This window comes from Polyangium fumosum, from assembly GCF_005144585.1.
Classification (GTDB): domain Bacteria; phylum Myxococcota_A; class Polyangia; order Polyangiales; family Polyangiaceae; genus Polyangium; species Polyangium fumosum.
On sequence record NZ_SSMQ01000006.1, the window covers coordinates 59,309 to 73,711 of the forward strand.

The following is a 14,403-nucleotide window of genomic DNA, read 5'->3' on the forward strand; positions in this document are numbered from 1 at the left end:
TTCACGCGCGGGGACGATCAATGGAGCCATCTCCGGCGGGGCCGGGGCTCCGATCAGCAGCGGAAGACTTGAAGGGCGATGCAACGCTCCGCCGAGGAGCATGGCCCCGCGCGAGGGAGCACGGGATGAGCGACGATCCGCGGCGCTGACACAAGGAACGGGGGGGCGCGCCGGGCGACGAACCCGACCGGCGCTACCTCGTCCGGGAGGGTCGTGAACGGCGCTGGAGGGACATGCGGGAGTTCGAGGCGCGTGTCCGCGCGCGGAAGCTCGCCGACCTGATGTTCCTCGCAGCACCCTTCGCCGAAGCTCGGCCCCTGCGCGTCCTCGCCGTGCCCGGCGGCGTCGCAGTCGTCGGACGCACAGGCGTGCTCGACGACCTCCTGGACCGCGACACAGAAGTAGTAGCTCCGGCCCGAGAAGAACACGGCGAGCGCGACGACGGCGACGAGGAGCAACACGAACACACGGCGAGGCCCGAGGGCCTGCATGGAGCTCGCGGGTGCGCGGCGTGCCGTCACGGGGCGTGAGCCTAGCCGGAACGGGTCGGGGGCGTCCAGGGTCACCCGAGCCACGTGTACCGAGGGGGGCGACGCGTGGCGACCCTCGCACGTCATCATGCTCCGAGGGGGTCGACGCGTGGCGACCCTCGTCGGACATCATGCTCCGAGGGGGTCGACGCGTGGCGCCCCTCGTCGGACATCATGCGCCGAGGGGGTCGACGCATGGCGACCCTCATCGGTCATCATGCGCCGAGGGGGTCGACGCATGGCGACCCTCATCGGTCATCATGCGCCGAGGGGGTCGACGCGTGGCGACCCTCGCACGTCATCATGCGCCGAGGGGGTCGACGCGTGGCGACCCTCGCGGAGCATCGCAGACCCAACGCTCCTTGACACGAACGCGGTTCTTCGTGCTACACCCGTGTGGCAAGCCGCTCTGACGCCTCGATGGCGGTCCGGCGCTCGCCGGTTCGAAAGAGCGTCCCCGGCGGCCACGATCGACCCGAGACCGCTGGGAACCCCTCCCCGGTCGCTCTGTGGGTGTGTCCGTGGTCTCCGTCCTCTCGCTCCTCTTGCTGGGTTTTTTCCTCGGCATGCGGCACGCAACCGATCCGGACCATGTCGTGGCGGTGACCACGATCGTCAGCCGGGAGCGCACGTTGCGCGCCGCCGCCCCGCTCGGCGCGATCTGGGGCCTCGGCCATACCCTGACGATCCTCCTCGTCGGAGGCGCCATCGTCCTCTTCGGCATCGTGGTCCCGCCCCGCGTGGGCCTGACGATGGAGTTCTCCGTCGCGCTGATGCTGATGTTGCTCGGCGGCCTGAGCCTCGCGCGGATCGTGCGGCAGACGCGCGCCCACGACGCCGCCGCCCCGGATTCCGGGCACGAGCGCGCCCATGCCGTGCTCTTCGGCCTCGATCGCCGGCTCGGGCGCTTCGGCGCCTATCGGTTCGTCCGGCCGCTCGTCGTGGGCGTGGTGCATGGAATGGCCGGCTCGGCCGCCGTGGCCTTGCTCGTGGTGGGGACGATTCACGATCCGGGGTGGGCGCTCGTCTACCTCGTCGTCTTCGGCGCCGGGACCGTCGCCGGCATGTTGCTCATCACGACCGCCCTGGCGATCCCCTTCGCGTACATGGCGCGGCGCTTCGAGCGGCTGCACCGCGGCCTCGGGCTCGCCGCGGGTGTGTCGAGCCTGGCCTTCGGCGCATTGCTCGCCTACGAGATCGGCTTCGTGCAAGGTCTCTTCACCGGCAATCCCCAATGGGTTCCAGGATGATCGCGGCAAGAGGCGCGCCGATGTCCCTCGAATTCCGTCCCCTCGTCGTTCTTTGCCTCGCCGTCGGCTGCTCCTCGTCCGACCCGGCGCCGCCGAGCACCCCCGGTCCCAGCCCGGTGACGCTCCAGTTCGAGGCCGTCGACGCGGCGGGGACGCCCTACGTCTGCGGCGCGAAGGGCCTCCACATCGCAGGCCTCACCGACGTCACCCCCGGGGATCTCCGCTTGTATGTGCACGAGGTGCGCCTGTTGAAGGGCGACCGGGCGATCCCGGTGACCCTCGATCAGGACCACGCCTGGCAATTCCAGAATGTCGCGCTGCTCGATTTCGAGGATGCGACGGCGGCGTGCTCGTACGTCATCTTCGGCAAGAGCAAGACCCCCGATACGAACCACGTCTTGCGCGGATTGCCGGCCGAGGCGGGCCCGTACGACGGCGTCGAGTTCACCCTCGGCGTGCCCGTCGCCCTGAACCACCTGGAGACCGCCGATTCGAAGAGCCCGCTGAACACGACGGGCATGGACCACGGCGCGGCGGACGGGCGGCAGTTCGTGCGCGTGAGCTTCTATTCCGACACGACGGGGGCGACGGGGGACAAGGACCACAACCTCCTCGTCTTCCGCAGCGTCTGCAACAACGTGACGAACGGGGGCGAGATCCCCGCGTCCGCGGACGCATGCGACAAGCCCAATCGACCGACGATTCGCCTCGCGCAGGCGGGAGGGTTCGATCCCACGAAGGATCGGATCGTCGTGGATGTCGACGCGATGTTCCGCGGCTACACGACGCCGGGGACGCCGGGCGCGCACGCCGATCTGAGCGACGGGGGCCGCATCGACTGTTATGGCCCACTGAACGCGGGAGACCTGGGGCCACAAATCGGCGCCGAGCGTTGCGGGACGTTCTACCCGAACGTCGGCCTCGATTACACGACCGGCAGGCCGCAAGGGACGCAGGGCGTGTTCCGCATCGAAAAGAGCAAGGCGAGGTGAGCCTGCGAGCGGCGTGGCGCGCGTCGATGGCGCTCCTCCTCAGCGCGAGCGCGCTCGGGTGCAAGCCCTCCGCCGATCGCCCCGCCGAGGAGCCCTGGGTGTGGGATCTTCCACCAGGTTTCCCGGCGCCGCTCGTGCCCGCGGACAACCCGATGAGCGCGGCCAAGGTCGCGCTCGGTCGTATGTTGTTTTACGACAAACGACTCTCCGCCAAGGAGAGCCTTTCGTGCGCGACATGCCACCAGCAAGCGCTGGCCTTCAGCGATGGGCGCACGACGCCGGTCGGCCTGGAAGGGGACGCGCATCCGCGGAATGCGCCGACGCTCGCCAATGTCGTGTACGCTCCGCGGCTCAACTGGGCCGATCCGGGGACGAAGGCGCTGGAGGCACAGATGGAGGGGCCCCTGTTCGGGCACGGCGCGCCCATCGTCGAGATGGGGCTCGTGGACGAGCCACGCCGCGAGGCGGCCCTCGCGCGGCTGCTCGCGGACGCGCGGTATCGCGAGGCCTTCGCGCGGGCCTTCCCGGACACGGCGACGTACACGTTCGTGCATGTCGGGAAGGCCCTCGCGAGCTTCGAGCGCACGCTCGTCTCGGGCATGTCCGCGTGGGACCGCTATCGCGCAGGCGACGACGCCGCGCTCGGCCCGGCGGAGCGCCGGGGCATGTACATCACGCGGGATCACGTCGGCGGCGCCCTTTGCCACCATTGCCACGATGGTTTCAACCTGTCCGGCCCCGTCAAGCACGTGGACGCGCCCTTCGACGAGGTCGTGTTCGTGAACATCGGCCTCTACAACGTGGGGGGCACGGGCGCGTATCCCGAGGGCAACCAGGGCCTCTACGAGCACACGAAAAACCTCTCGGACCGCGGGAAGTTCCGCACGCCCACGCTCCGCAACATCGCCGTGACCGGCCCGTACATGCACGACGGCAGCGTCGCGACGCTGGAGGACGTGCTCACCGTGTACGTGGAGGGAGGGCGCGTGATCGAGGCGGGACCCTACGCGGGGGATGGTCGCAAAAATCCGCACAAATCAGCGGGGCTGAGTGGGACCCCCTTGAGCGCCGAGCAGCGGCAGGATGTCCTCGCGTTCCTCGGCGCGCTCACGGACGAGGCGTTTCTCGTCGACGCGCGTTTCTCGAACCCGCACCCGGAAGACCCGCATTTCGGGGAATGAGGGGAACCGCGCTGCGCGATCTTCCGAGCATCGAGCCGGTGGATGCTCTAGAGAGAAGCCCCATGACACGTGTCTTGATCCTCGGTGCCACGTCCGCGGTCGCCGCGGAGGTCGCGCAGATTCACGCGAGCCGCGGCGATCGTCTTCATCTCGTGGGGCGCAACCCCGAAAAACTCGCCGCGGTGGCGGCGCGATGCGCGGGCGCGACCGTCTCCACGGCGACCGCCGATTTCGGGGTGCTCGGCGCGAACGAGCGTGTCCTCACGGAGGCGATCACGACGCTCGGCCAGGTGGATGTCGCGCTCATCGCGCACGGCGACCTCGGCGATCAGCTCGCCAGCGAGCGCTCCTTCGACGAAGCAGAGGCCATCCTCCGGACGAACTTCACGAGCGTCGTCTCGCTGCTCATCCCGCTGGCGAATCACATGGAGGCCGGCCGGAAGGGGCGGATCGGCGTCATCACCTCGGTCGCCGGCGACCGCGGGCGCCCCCGCAACTACACCTATGGCGCGGCCAAAGGAGCGCTCCACGTGTACCTGCAAGGGCTCCGCACGCGGCTTTATGCTTCCGGCGTGACCGTGACGACGCTGAAGCTCGGCCCGGTCGACACGCCGATGACGCGGGACCACGAAAAGACGCTTCTCTTCAGCAAACCCGCCGCCGTGGCGAAGGACATCGTGCGCGTGATGGACGACGGGACGGCCGAGGCGTACATCCCCGCGCGCTGGGGGCTCATCATGCCCCTCGTGCGGCGCACGCCCGAGGCCCTGTTCCAGAAGCTCCCGTTCCTCTCCGGGCGCTGAGGACGCGGCTCAGAAGCCGATCTTGCGCATCACGAAGCGCGGCAAAAAGCGAATCACGAGCATCACGAGCGCCCATATCGAGGGCGCGTACACGAGCGGCTTGCGCGCGACCATCGCGCCCACGACGTGCTTCGCGACCGCGTCCGGCTCCCCGGCGAACGGCGGCGGCTTGAGCCCCGCCGTCATGCCGGTCTTGACGAATCCGGGTTTGACGCAAAGGACGGAGAGCCCCTTCGCGTGAAACTTGTGATCGAGCGATTCGAGGTAATGCGAGAGGCCGGCCTTGCTCGATCCATAGAGCGCGACCGGCTTGCGTCCCCGATCCCCCGCCACGGACGAGAACACGGTGAGCTGGCCGCCGCCCCGTGCGAGGAGCCGTTTGCGCGCGTGCTCGCAGAAGACGACGGTATTCGTGTAGTTGACCGTGAGGACGCGGCGCGTGAGCTCGACGTCCGCCTCCAGCGCATCCTGGGTCGCGAACATGCCTGCCGTGACCACGACCGTATCGAACCCGCCGAGGGCCCGGTCGGCCTCGTCGAGCGCCGCCGCGAAGCCTTCGGGTTTTTCCAGGTCGCACAAGGCGTACCCCACGCGGGCGCTCTTCGATTGCCGCGCTTCGAGATCGGCCGCGCTCCGGGCGAGGTCGCCCGCGTCGCGCCCCATCAGGAAGACCTCGTCCCCCCGCTCCACGAGCCTGCGCGCGACCGCGCGCCCCATGCCTGCCGTGCCACCGAGAACGACCGCCTTCATGCCCGATCTCCAAATAGCCGCACGGACTGCGCGCTCCGCAGGCGCCTGTGCGGATCCCATTTCTCGCGCGCCGCGAGGAAACGTTCGAGCCGCGGCTCCATCGCGCGAAAATGCTCCGGCCGCGTGAAACGATCCTTCGTCAGGTAGATCCGCCCGCCCACCTCGATGACGAACTCGTTCAGTTGATCGACGATCCGCTGGATGTCCGGCGAGACCGCCATGTCCACGGCGATCGACGTCCCTTCGAGCGGGAACGAGAGCAGCCCCTCGCCTTCGGGCCCGCAGTCCTTGATCACGCAAAGCGGCGACGCGCCGCCGAGCCGCGTCAAGAGCTCCATGAACGCACGCACGGCCGCCGGCCCGCCCGCGCGCGGCAGGACGCATTGATACTGCGTAAACCCCCGCGGGCCATACGCGAGGTTCCATTGCAGGATCGCGTCGAGCGGGTAGAAAAACGGCTCCGGCGCGACGAGCGTCTCCACGCGTTGCTGCGTGTGTCGCCAATAATAAGCCATGTTGAAGAGGCTCGCCGTCGTCGGGTTGAGCGCCCAGTTGGGCAGCTCGACCGGGAACGTCAGCTCGGGGCCCGCGCGCGGCGGCTCCTTGGGGGCCTCGTGTGGCTCGGCCCAGCGGCCGGCCATGAGGATGCCACGGCCCATCGATCGCCCTCGCTGGAGGCAATCGATCCAGCCCATGGTCATGGGCCACCGGGGCGCGGCGCGGCCGAGGGCGGCGAGGAACTCGTCGATGTCGCGCACGCGCTCGCTTTCCATGAAGATCCACGGACTCGCAATGCGGTGCAGCGTGAACTCGACCTCGAGGATATGCCCGAGCAAGCCCATGCCGCCGACGGTCGCGTGGAAGAGATCAGGCAGCTCCGTGCGCGAGCACGTGACGATGCTGTCGTCGGCGAGGCGCATGCGCAAGGAGCGAACATGCGCGCCGAAGCAGCCTTCGCAATGATGGTTCTTGCCGTGCACGTCGCTCGCGACCATCCCGCCGAGCGTGACGAATTTGGTGCCCGGCGTGACGGGCGGGAAAAAGCCGCGCGGCATGAACAATCGATTGAGCTCGACGAGGCTGAGCCCCGCCTCCGCGCGCACGACGCCCGTCTGCGCGTCGAAGGCAAGAATCCGGTTCGCGAGCCGCGTGGACACGACCCTGTCGGTGCCAAGGGCAGGCAGCGACGAGTCGCCGTACGAGCGACCCATGCCCCTGGAAAGCGTGGTGCCGCGCGAGAGGGATTCGAGGTCTTCCCCGAGGAGCTCGACGCCCGGCAGGGCAAGTCGCCCCCACGCCGAGAGGGTCGCTTCGGACATGGCGCGCTGTCTCCTACGAGAGCTTCGACAGGAGCGCGTTCGCCGCCTCCGGGTGCTGCTTGTATTCGAGGAGCGCGCTGAGGAGCAGCGGCGCCACGATCGTCGCGTCCGACTCGATCACGAACATGGGCGTCTCCTTCGTGAGCTTGTCCCAGGTGATCTTCTCGTTCGGCGTCGCCCCCGAGTACGAGCCGTACGACGTCGTCGAATCCGAGATCTGGCAGAAGTACGCCCAGGGCTTCACGGGCTCTTCGAGGTCGTACTTGATCGACGGCACGACGCAGATGGGGAAGTCCCCGGCGATGCCGCCGCCGATCTGGAAGAAGCCCACGCCTGCCCCGGCCGAGAGCTCACGATACTGGTCGTAGAACGCGGCCATGTACTCGATGCCGGATTTGACGATGCTCGCGTTGCACTCGCCGAACTTGACGTGGGAGGCGAAGATGTTGCCGAACGTCGAATCCTCGTAGCCCGGGACCACGATCGGGAGCTTGTGTTTCGCGGCGGCGAGCAGCCAGCACGCGTCCGGGTCGCCTTCGTGGAGCGACGGGTCGATGCGCTGGATGAGGTCGTAGAAGTATTCGTGCCAGAAGCGCCGCTCGCCGGCCGTGCTCGCGTTTTTCCACATGGGCACGAGGTACTTCTCGACGGCGCGGAACGCCTCGTCCTCGGGGATGCTCGTGTCGGTGACCCGGCGCATGCGGTCTTCGAGGATCTTCGTGTCGTCCTCTTTCGTGAAGTAGCGGTAGTCCGGGAAATCCTTGTAGCTCGCGTGCGCGACGAGCCGGAAGAGCGACTCTTCGAGGTTCGCCCCCGTCACGGACAAGCCGTGGATGAGCCCCGCGCGGATGGCAGGCGCGAGCGTGATGCCGAGCTGCGCCGACGACATGGCCCCCGCGAGGGCCCAGAACATCCTCCCGCCGCTCTCGATGTGCCGAACGTAGGCGATCAACGCGTCACGCGTCGCGCGCGCATTGAAGTTCTTGTAGTTCTTCAGGATGAACTCGAAAATCGGCAGCGTGGGGGGCGTCATGAGAAGTCTTTCCGTTCCGTCGGTCGCGTGAGGGCCGGGCCATCGAGGTCGGCTGCGTGCCGCCCGAGGCGTAGCACGCGCTGGCCATGACCTGCCACATCCCGCTGACGGTCCGTCACCCGTTCCGGAGGGCCAAGACGTGGCCCACCTCACCCCCGAGCGCGCTGCTCGCGGCGGGTCGGACGGTCACGGGCCCGACGGGCGGTCGCAGGAGACGAGCATGAGGTTCGCGGTCTCCGCGTCGTGAGGGCAAAGGACGGGGCGCGAGGTCAATGGCGTGTCCACATCGACGCGACGCGCGGATCACCGGGTGGCGTGTCCTCGTCCTCGTCGCCCTCGGTCAGATCCCAGGGCGGGAACGGGTCCTCGCATCGCAAAACGCCCTCGGGGCCGAGCGCCATTTCCTCGTCCGAGAGCAGGCACGCTTCGAGCCGCGCCCGCATTCCCTCGCGCTCCTCGGTCCCGATGATCACGATCTCCTGCCGGCGATCGCCGAACGCAGGATCCCAATCCGCCTCGATCCTTTGCCGCGCGTCGTCCTCCTCCGGCCATTCCTCCTTCGCTTGCGCGGCCCACCATTTCCCCACGACGCCGAACCGGCACGCGCCTCCCGCTTGGGACCACTCCGCCACCCAATCGGGCCGCGACGCGAGCCAGAAAAACCCCTTCGATCGGATCACGCCCGGCCACACCTCGTGGAGGAGCTTGAAAAACCGCGCCGGATGCAAGGGGCGCCGCGCGCGAAACACGAAGCTGCCGAGCCCATATTCCTCCGTCTCCGGGATGTGCTCGCCGCGCAGCTCCGCCATCCAGCCCGGGGCCTCCCTCGCCTTTTCGAGGTCGAACAGGCCCGTGCCCATGATCGTATCGATCGGCACGTCCCCGAACCTCGCCCGCACGATTCGCGCCCGCGGGTTCAATCGGTGCAGCGTGGCTTCGAGCTTCCCGAGCTCCACTTCGGCGACGAGATCCGCCTTGTTCAGCACGATCACATCGCAGAACTCCACCTGATCCACGAGCAGGTCGACGACGCTGCGATCGTCCTCCGCGGACGCCGCGACGCCCCGGTCCACGAGGTCCTCGGCCGCGGCGAAATCCTTCGAGAAATTGTAAGCGTCGACCACAGTCACCATCGTGTCGAGCCGCGCCACGTCCGCGAGGCGCGCGCCGGTGTCGTCCTCGAAGCCAAACGTCTCGGCCACGGGCAAGGGCTCGCTGATCCCCGTCGACTCGATGAGCAGGTACTCGAAGCGGCCCTCGCGCGCGAGCTTCTGCACTTCGATCAGGAGGTCCTCGCGCAGCGTGCAGCAGATGCAACCGTTTGTCATCTCGACGAGGCGCTCTTCGGTGCGGCTGAGCGCGGCGCTGCCGCCCCGCACGAGCTCGGCGTCGATGTTGACCTCGCTCATGTCGTTCACGATCACCGCGACCCGCTTGCCTTCGCGGTTCTCGAGCACGTGATTGAGGAGCGTCGTCTTTCCGGCGCCGAGGAAGCCGGAGAGCACCGTGACGGGGAGACGGCGATCGGATCCCAACGGGGCAACGCCATTCATTTCGCGCCGCCCTTGGAGATCTTCCCCTCGACGAACACGACGTGCTTGCGGGCGATCGGATCGTACTTCTTGATCTGGAGCTTCTCGGTCGTCGTCCGCTTGTTCTTCGTCGTGTAGTAGCAATACCCGGTGCCCGCCGACGAGACGAGCTTGATCGTGTCGCGCATGGCGCACTTCCTACATCACCAACTTATCAGATGCAACAGTGTTGCATCTTTATCCGCTCCGGCAGCCTCGACCGTGCTCTGGGCAACAGCTTCATGCCGCACAATTTCGACGCGAGGGACCGATGAGTTTGTGCTCGGCCTCGGGTCTAAGGACCATGCAGAACAGGTTTCAGCGCATCACGCCGTTTCTCTGGTTCGACACGCAGGCCGAGGAGGCCGTCGCGGTTTACACCTCGATCTTCCCGAACTCCCGGATCGTGACGACCACCCGCTACAACAAGGAAAGCGCGCAGGTCTCCGGCCGGGCGGAAGGGTCGGTCATGACGATGGCCTTCCAGCTCGACGGGCAGGATTTCACCGCCATCAACGGCGGCCCGCAGTTCACGTTCAGCGGGGCGATTTCGTTCGTCATCCATTGCCAGACGCAGGAGGAGGTGGACCATTACTGGAATCACCTCGGCGAGGGCGGCGATCCGAAGGCCCAGCAATGCGGCTGGCTTCGGGACCGCTTCGGCGTGTCCTGGCAGGTGGTGCCCACGCAGCTCGTCGAGCTGCTCGCCGATCCCGATCCGAACCGAGCGCGCCGCGCCACGATGGCCATGCTCGGCATGAAGAAGCTCGACATCGCCGCGCTGCAAAAAGCCGCGGCGGGCTGAGCGCGCGCCCCGCCCCCTTCGATTCGATTTCGATAAGGAGGCCGGACGGGCCGAAAAAACCCTGCCCTCGCGTGGCGACGCCGCCGCTTGACGGCTTTCGAGCGCGGCGCCAAGGAATCCCCCCATGTCCGAGCGCGACCGAATGCTGGCCGGGGAGCTCTACCGACCCGACGACCCCGAACTCACGAGCGCCCGCACCCGCGCGCGCCGCCTCTGCCGCGCCTACGACGAGGTGCCCGAGGACGAGCCCGCGCGCAGGCGCGAGATCCTGGAGGCGCTCTTCGGCACGCTCGGCGGCGGCGCGTTCCTCGAGCCGCCCTTCCGCTGCGATTACGGCGCGCATATCCACGCCGGCGACGGGCTCTACATGAACTTCGGCTGCGTGCTGCTCGATTGCAACCGCATCGACATCGGCCACCGCGTCCTCTTCGGGCCGGGCGTGCACATCTATGCCGCGACGCACCCGCTCGACGCGGCGCTGCGATCGTCGGGGCGCGAGCTCGCGCGGCCCGTGCGGATCGGCGACGACGTCTGGCTCGGCGGCGGCGCCATTGTCCTGCCGGGCGTGACCCTCGGCGACAGGGTCGTGGTCGGCGCGGGCAGCGTCGTCACGAAAGACGTGCCGCCGGGCTGGGTCGTGGCGGGAAACCCGGCCCGGCTCGTCAAGCGCACCGAGTAACGATTCCGCACGCGGAGCAAGCCGAACATCCCCTCCGGCGAGACGGACGCCCGCGTCGAGCCGTCTCCCTCTTTGCCCCAACCCGGGAAAACCCTGCGCGACGCGCGCCTCGGACCGCGCACGCCCCGTCGTTTCCTCTTCCAATCCGGACGGATGCGTGCGACAGGGGCTACGGGTGGCAGTTCTATGAGTGGTTCTGAAGAGATGGTTGACGCGGCCGGAGGACCTGGAGGGGGATCGGAAGAGGACCGCGCGCTGGTGCGGACGCTCGAAGAGAAGGTGCGGGCGCTCGAGGCGGAGCTGCGTTTTTTCCGCACGCTCGCCGACGAGCTGCCGCTCAGCCTTTACCACAAGGACCGTGAAGGGCGTTGCGTATGGGCCAACGCGGCCCTGCTCGCGAGCGTCGGATCCGGGCTCGACGAGGCGCTCGGCAAGACGGTATTCGATTATTACCCGCGCGCGCTCGCGGAGAAATACGACGCCGACGACCGGCGTGTGGTCGAAACGGGCGTGACCCTCAAGGACGTCGAGGAGCACAAGGCGCCTACCTCCGAGGGATCGCGTTATGTGGAGGTCAAAAAGGTCGCCGTGCGGGACGCGGAGGGCGCGGTCACCGGCTCGATGGGCATCTACTGGGACGTCACCGGCGTGCGCCGCGCCGAACGCCTGGAGGAGGAACGACAAGCCCAAGCCGCGACATTACGCGAGCTCGGCGCGCCGCTCCTCCCGCTCGCCGAGCGGGTCCTCGCGATGCCCCTCATCGGCCGCATCGACGGAGCCCGCGCCGCACAAGCGCTCGATTCGTTGCTCCATGGCGTCTCCGAGCGCCAGGCCGCCGTGGTGCTGCTCGACGTGACGGGTGTCACCGCCATCGACGACGACGTGGTGCGCCTGCTCGTCGACGCCGCCGGGGCCGTGCGGCTGCTCGGCGCGCGTGTGGTGCTCACCGGCGTGAAAGCGGCGATGGCGCAGGCCATGATCGAAATGGATGCCCGCCTGGAAGGAATCGTGACGCTGTCGACGATGCAGGCAGGTGTCGCGTGGGCGCTCGCGCGGCGCGGATGAGGTTGGCCGGCGATCTCCGCCGGCCGAGCCGCGTCACGGCACGACGGTCAGCGCCGGCAGTTGGGTGACCTCGAAGGAGAGCCCCGCGCCCGAGCCTGCGCCGTTCAGATCACAATAGGTCCACCGCGTCCCGTCGAGGGTCATGCGGTAGGCATACCGGTACGCGCCTGGAAGGGCGGGCGCGAGGAACGAGCCCTTGTATTCGTCGTCGTTCCCCATCTGCGCATTGTAGGTGGCCGGGAAGAACTGCCAGCCGCTCTGCGTGGTGGGGTTGATGTTGGCCGGGCCGAAGCCCACCTCGACCTTCAACGTCACGCTCGCGTCGGCGGCCTCGGTCACGCCCGCCTCGTATGCCCGACCGTAGATCACGGGCGTCATCGCCGATGCGGAGACCGTCAACGAGACCGGGCTCTGTACGTTGCAGAAATCGAGCTCGTACGGCTGGTCCGATTCATTGCCCGTGATGTCGCCCGCGCAGGCGCAGGCGCTCGCCATGGTCGCCGAATTTCGCGGCGCGACCGAGGCCGTCGCGAAGTCGGCCTTGTTGTCGCCGGTGTCGGTGCACGCGGCGGCGAGGCGCTGGGTCGACTGCGCGGCGCTCGACGCCCCCGGCGCCACGCCGCTCCCTTTGAAGCAGGTCGCCGTGGTCCCATACCCCACGAAATCCAGGATCTTCGCGCCGCTGGGGCAGCCGCCGCTGAGCGCGGCGGTGGCGTTGACGAGGGCAATCTTGCCCGCCGAGGCGCTCATGTTCGTGGTGCCCGTCGCGTCGGACGCCGGCAAGGCCATGCCGCTCGACCCGCCGGCCTGCTGCACCAGGAAATAACCGCCCGGCGCGAGGGTGCCGCTCAGGTTCGTCACGAGCCACGTCGTCCCTGTCGCGCTCGCATATTGCACCGACCAACCGGCGAGGTTCACCGCGGTGCCGCCGCGGTTGTGCAGCTCGATGAAATCATTCTTGTACGTGGCGCCGGAGTTGCCGCCGCCGCCATAGATCTGGCTTATCACCACCGAACTCGCGCAGGGAGCGGAGGTCGGCGGCGTGGCGGTGCCGAAGCCGACGCTCGAGGTATACGCCATCGCGAGCGCCGTTCCGTCGGTCCCCTTGGCCGTCGCGGCGACACGAACGCGGTAGGTCGTGCCATAGGAGAGCGCCGGAGACGGGGTCCACGTGGCCACGGCGCCATTGCCGGACATCACGGGCAGCGCCGCGGCGAAGCCGAGGCAGGTGGCGAATCCATCGGTCGAGACCTGGACCGCGCCGGTGCAGGGTCCGACCGTGGTCTGCGCGGCGAGCGTGGCCGGATCCATGGCCCCGCTGAACGTGACCGCCACCGTGGAGGTCACCGGCGCGCCGGTCGTCGCGTCGGCGGGCGACGTTGCCACCACGGCGGGCGGCTGGCAGAGGCCGGCGGTGCAGAGGCCGCTGTGGCAATCGGCCGGCACGAGGCAGCTCTCGCCCACCCCGCAGGGCGGACACCCGGCGCCGCCGCAATCGACGTCCGTCTCGGACCCGTTCTCGACGCCGTCGGCGCAGCTCGCGGCCTTGCAGACCCCGGCCGCGCAAACGCCGCTCGGGCATTGCGCGCCGGCATTGCACTGGACGCACAGGCCAGCGCCGTTGCAGACCTTGCCGCCGCTCTGGTTGCACGCCGCGTCGAGGGCGAGCGGCGGGTTGGAAGGCGCGCCGGCGGCGCAGACGTCGGCCGTGCATGCATTCCCGTCGACGGGCACGTCGCTGTCGTCGACCTCGGGCGAGGTGCCGCCGGAGCCGTCGCAGACCGTCTGCGTGCAATCGCCGGGCATCTGCGAGGGAAGGGGCGTCCCCGCGGCCGCATTGTCGACGCCGCACACCCCCATCACGCAGGTGCGGGACTGGCACGTGGTGTCCGACCCCGGGCAATCGGCCGCGGTGAGGCACTCGACGCAAGCGCCGTTGCCATCGCAGATCGATCCGGCGTCGCCGCAGGCCGTACCCGTCGCGACGGGCGGGTTCGAGCCGATGCCGCTGGTGCAGACGTCACTCGTACACGGGTTGCCGTCGACCGGCACATCGCTGTTCTCGGCGACCGGGATCACCTCCCCTGCCCCGTCGCATTGCTGGACCACGCAATCGCCCGCCTTCTGCTCGGGCGTGGGCGCGCCGGCCGGTACGGGCGCGGCTGCGCACGCGCCGTCCTCGCAGATCGCCGTCTCGCACGGGTTCGCCGGGGGCGAGCAATCGTCGGCCTTCCGGCAGGACGCGCTGCCGCCCTGGCCGCCTTGGCCCGCTCCCCCGTCGCCGTCGGGAGGCGAACCCTCCGCGCACGCGCTGCCGAAGGCGGCGAGCGCTCCCAAGACCATCGCCCTGACAATCCTCTTCTTCATACCCTCGTCTTTCATGGAACCTTCGCGTCGACCTCGATCGCTCGCCCGGGTGGCAGCG

14 protein-coding genes are annotated in these 14,403 nt (G+C 68.7%); 7 read left to right on the plus strand and 7 right to left on the minus strand.

What is annotated here, in order from left to right:
* Window positions 1-53: 53 nt before the first annotated feature.
* Window positions 54-521, minus strand: a complete 468-nt coding sequence (locus E8A74_RS07775) for a hypothetical protein (protein ID WP_136928302.1) — start codon at window positions 519-521, stop codon at window positions 54-56.
* A 524-nt stretch (window positions 522-1,045) separates the two neighbouring features.
* Between E8A74_RS07775 and E8A74_RS07780 the strand changes: the two genes are divergently transcribed.
* The 4 genes from E8A74_RS07780 to E8A74_RS07795 all read left to right on the plus strand — a co-directional run bounded on the left by E8A74_RS07780 (window position 1,046) and on the right by E8A74_RS07795 (window position 4,756).
* A complete protein-coding gene (locus E8A74_RS07780; RefSeq protein WP_232379429.1) occupies window positions 1,046-1,780 on the plus strand; it encodes a HoxN/HupN/NixA family nickel/cobalt transporter in 735 nt (244 codons plus the stop codon).
* A gap of 20 nt (window positions 1,781-1,800) precedes the next feature.
* The gene (locus E8A74_RS07785; protein ID WP_170228946.1) at window positions 1,801-2,772 is read left to right on the plus strand and encodes an MbnP family protein; all 972 of its coding nucleotides are present in this window, start codon (window positions 1,801-1,803) and stop codon (window positions 2,770-2,772) included.
* Window positions 2,769-3,953 (plus strand): methanobactin export MATE transporter MbnM, encoded by a 1,185-nt coding sequence (locus tag E8A74_RS07790; RefSeq protein ID WP_211365315.1) that lies wholly within the window; start codon window positions 2,769-2,771, stop codon window positions 3,951-3,953. Before E8A74_RS07785 ends, E8A74_RS07790 begins: the two co-directional genes overlap by 4 nt.
* Window positions 3,954-4,015: 62 nt before the next feature.
* Window positions 4,016-4,756 carry an SDR family NAD(P)-dependent oxidoreductase gene (locus tag E8A74_RS07795; RefSeq protein WP_136928304.1) on the plus strand — a complete coding sequence of 247 codons (741 nt, stop codon included), beginning with the start codon at window positions 4,016-4,018 and terminating at the stop codon, window positions 4,754-4,756.
* Window positions 4,757-4,765: 9 nt separating this feature from the next.
* On the opposite strand, the gene E8A74_RS52005 is transcribed toward E8A74_RS07795, so the two are convergent.
* The 5 genes from E8A74_RS52005 to rpmG form a co-directional block, all read right to left on the minus strand.
* A complete protein-coding gene (locus E8A74_RS52005; protein WP_170228947.1) occupies window positions 4,766-5,506 on the minus strand; it encodes an SDR family NAD(P)-dependent oxidoreductase in 741 nt (246 codons plus the stop codon).
* Window positions 5,503-6,825 (minus strand): FAD-binding oxidoreductase, encoded by a 1,323-nt coding sequence (locus E8A74_RS07805; protein ID WP_136928306.1) that lies wholly within the window; start codon window positions 6,823-6,825, stop codon window positions 5,503-5,505. The genes E8A74_RS52005 and E8A74_RS07805 overlap by 4 nt, the downstream gene beginning before the upstream one ends.
* Window positions 6,826-6,838: 13 nt before the next feature.
* Complete coding sequence (locus E8A74_RS07810) at window positions 6,839-7,858, minus strand: deoxyhypusine synthase family protein (protein WP_136928307.1); 1,020 nt, start codon at window positions 7,856-7,858, stop codon at window positions 6,839-6,841.
* 269 nt (window positions 7,859-8,127) lie between these two features.
* The gene (gene zigA, locus E8A74_RS07815) at window positions 8,128-9,411 is read right to left on the minus strand and encodes a zinc metallochaperone GTPase ZigA (protein ID WP_136928308.1); all 1,284 of its coding nucleotides are present in this window, start codon (window positions 9,409-9,411) and stop codon (window positions 8,128-8,130) included.
* Complete coding sequence (rpmG, locus tag E8A74_RS07820) at window positions 9,408-9,578, minus strand: 50S ribosomal protein L33 (protein ID WP_136928309.1); 171 nt, start codon at window positions 9,576-9,578, stop codon at window positions 9,408-9,410. Before rpmG ends, zigA begins: the two co-directional genes overlap by 4 nt.
* Window positions 9,579-9,733: 155 nt before the next feature.
* Here rpmG and E8A74_RS07825 point away from each other — a divergent pair, with 155 nt between their 5' ends.
* The 3 genes from E8A74_RS07825 to E8A74_RS07835 all read left to right on the plus strand — a co-directional run bounded on the left by E8A74_RS07825 (window position 9,734) and on the right by E8A74_RS07835 (window position 11,978).
* Window positions 9,734-10,234 carry a VOC family protein gene (locus tag E8A74_RS07825; protein WP_136928310.1) on the plus strand — a complete coding sequence of 167 codons (501 nt, stop codon included), beginning with the start codon at window positions 9,734-9,736 and terminating at the stop codon, window positions 10,232-10,234.
* Window positions 10,235-10,358: 124 nt separating this feature from the next.
* The gene (locus tag E8A74_RS07830; RefSeq protein ID WP_136928311.1) at window positions 10,359-10,913 is read left to right on the plus strand and encodes a sugar O-acetyltransferase; all 555 of its coding nucleotides are present in this window, start codon (window positions 10,359-10,361) and stop codon (window positions 10,911-10,913) included.
* A gap of 258 nt (window positions 10,914-11,171) precedes the next feature.
* Entirely contained in the window at window positions 11,172-11,978 is an 807-nt protein-coding gene (locus E8A74_RS07835) for a PAS domain-containing protein (RefSeq protein WP_170228948.1), read from the plus strand.
* Between the two features lie 33 nt (window positions 11,979-12,011).
* Here E8A74_RS07835 and E8A74_RS52010 read toward each other — a convergent pair whose 3' ends face one another.
* Window positions 12,012-14,345 carry a lamin tail domain-containing protein gene (locus E8A74_RS52010; RefSeq protein WP_170228949.1) on the minus strand — a complete coding sequence of 778 codons (2,334 nt, stop codon included), beginning with the start codon at window positions 14,343-14,345 and terminating at the stop codon, window positions 12,012-12,014.
* Window positions 14,346-14,403: the final 58 nt, after the last annotated feature.

Excerpts from the sequence above, each read along its gene's own strand:
- E8A74_RS07830 (WP_136928311.1), top strand. The coding sequence starts at position 10,359 with ATGTCCGAGCGCGACCGAATGCTGGCCGGGGAGCTCTACCGACCCGAC.
- E8A74_RS52005 (WP_170228947.1), bottom strand. The coding sequence starts at position 5,506 with ATGAAGGCGGTCGTTCTCGGTGGCACGGCAGGCATGGGGCGCGCGGTC.
- E8A74_RS07795 (WP_136928304.1), top strand. The coding sequence starts at position 4,016 with ATGACACGTGTCTTGATCCTCGGTGCCACGTCCGCGGTCGCCGCGGAG.
- zigA (WP_136928308.1), bottom strand. The coding sequence starts at position 9,411 with ATGAATGGCGTTGCCCCGTTGGGATCCGATCGCCGTCTCCCCGTCACG.
- rpmG (WP_136928309.1), bottom strand. The coding sequence starts at position 9,578 with ATGCGCGACACGATCAAGCTCGTCTCGTCGGCGGGCACCGGGTATTGC.
- E8A74_RS52010 (WP_170228949.1), bottom strand. The coding sequence starts at position 14,345 with ATGAAGAAGAGGATTGTCAGGGCGATGGTCTTGGGAGCGCTCGCCGCC.
- E8A74_RS07825 (WP_136928310.1), top strand. The coding sequence starts at position 9,734 with ATGCAGAACAGGTTTCAGCGCATCACGCCGTTTCTCTGGTTCGACACG.
- E8A74_RS07810 (WP_136928307.1), bottom strand. The coding sequence starts at position 7,858 with ATGACGCCCCCCACGCTGCCGATTTTCGAGTTCATCCTGAAGAACTAC.
- E8A74_RS07805 (WP_136928306.1), bottom strand. The coding sequence starts at position 6,825 with ATGTCCGAAGCGACCCTCTCGGCGTGGGGGCGACTTGCCCTGCCGGGC.
- E8A74_RS07785 (WP_170228946.1), top strand. The coding sequence starts at position 1,801 with ATGTCCCTCGAATTCCGTCCCCTCGTCGTTCTTTGCCTCGCCGTCGGC.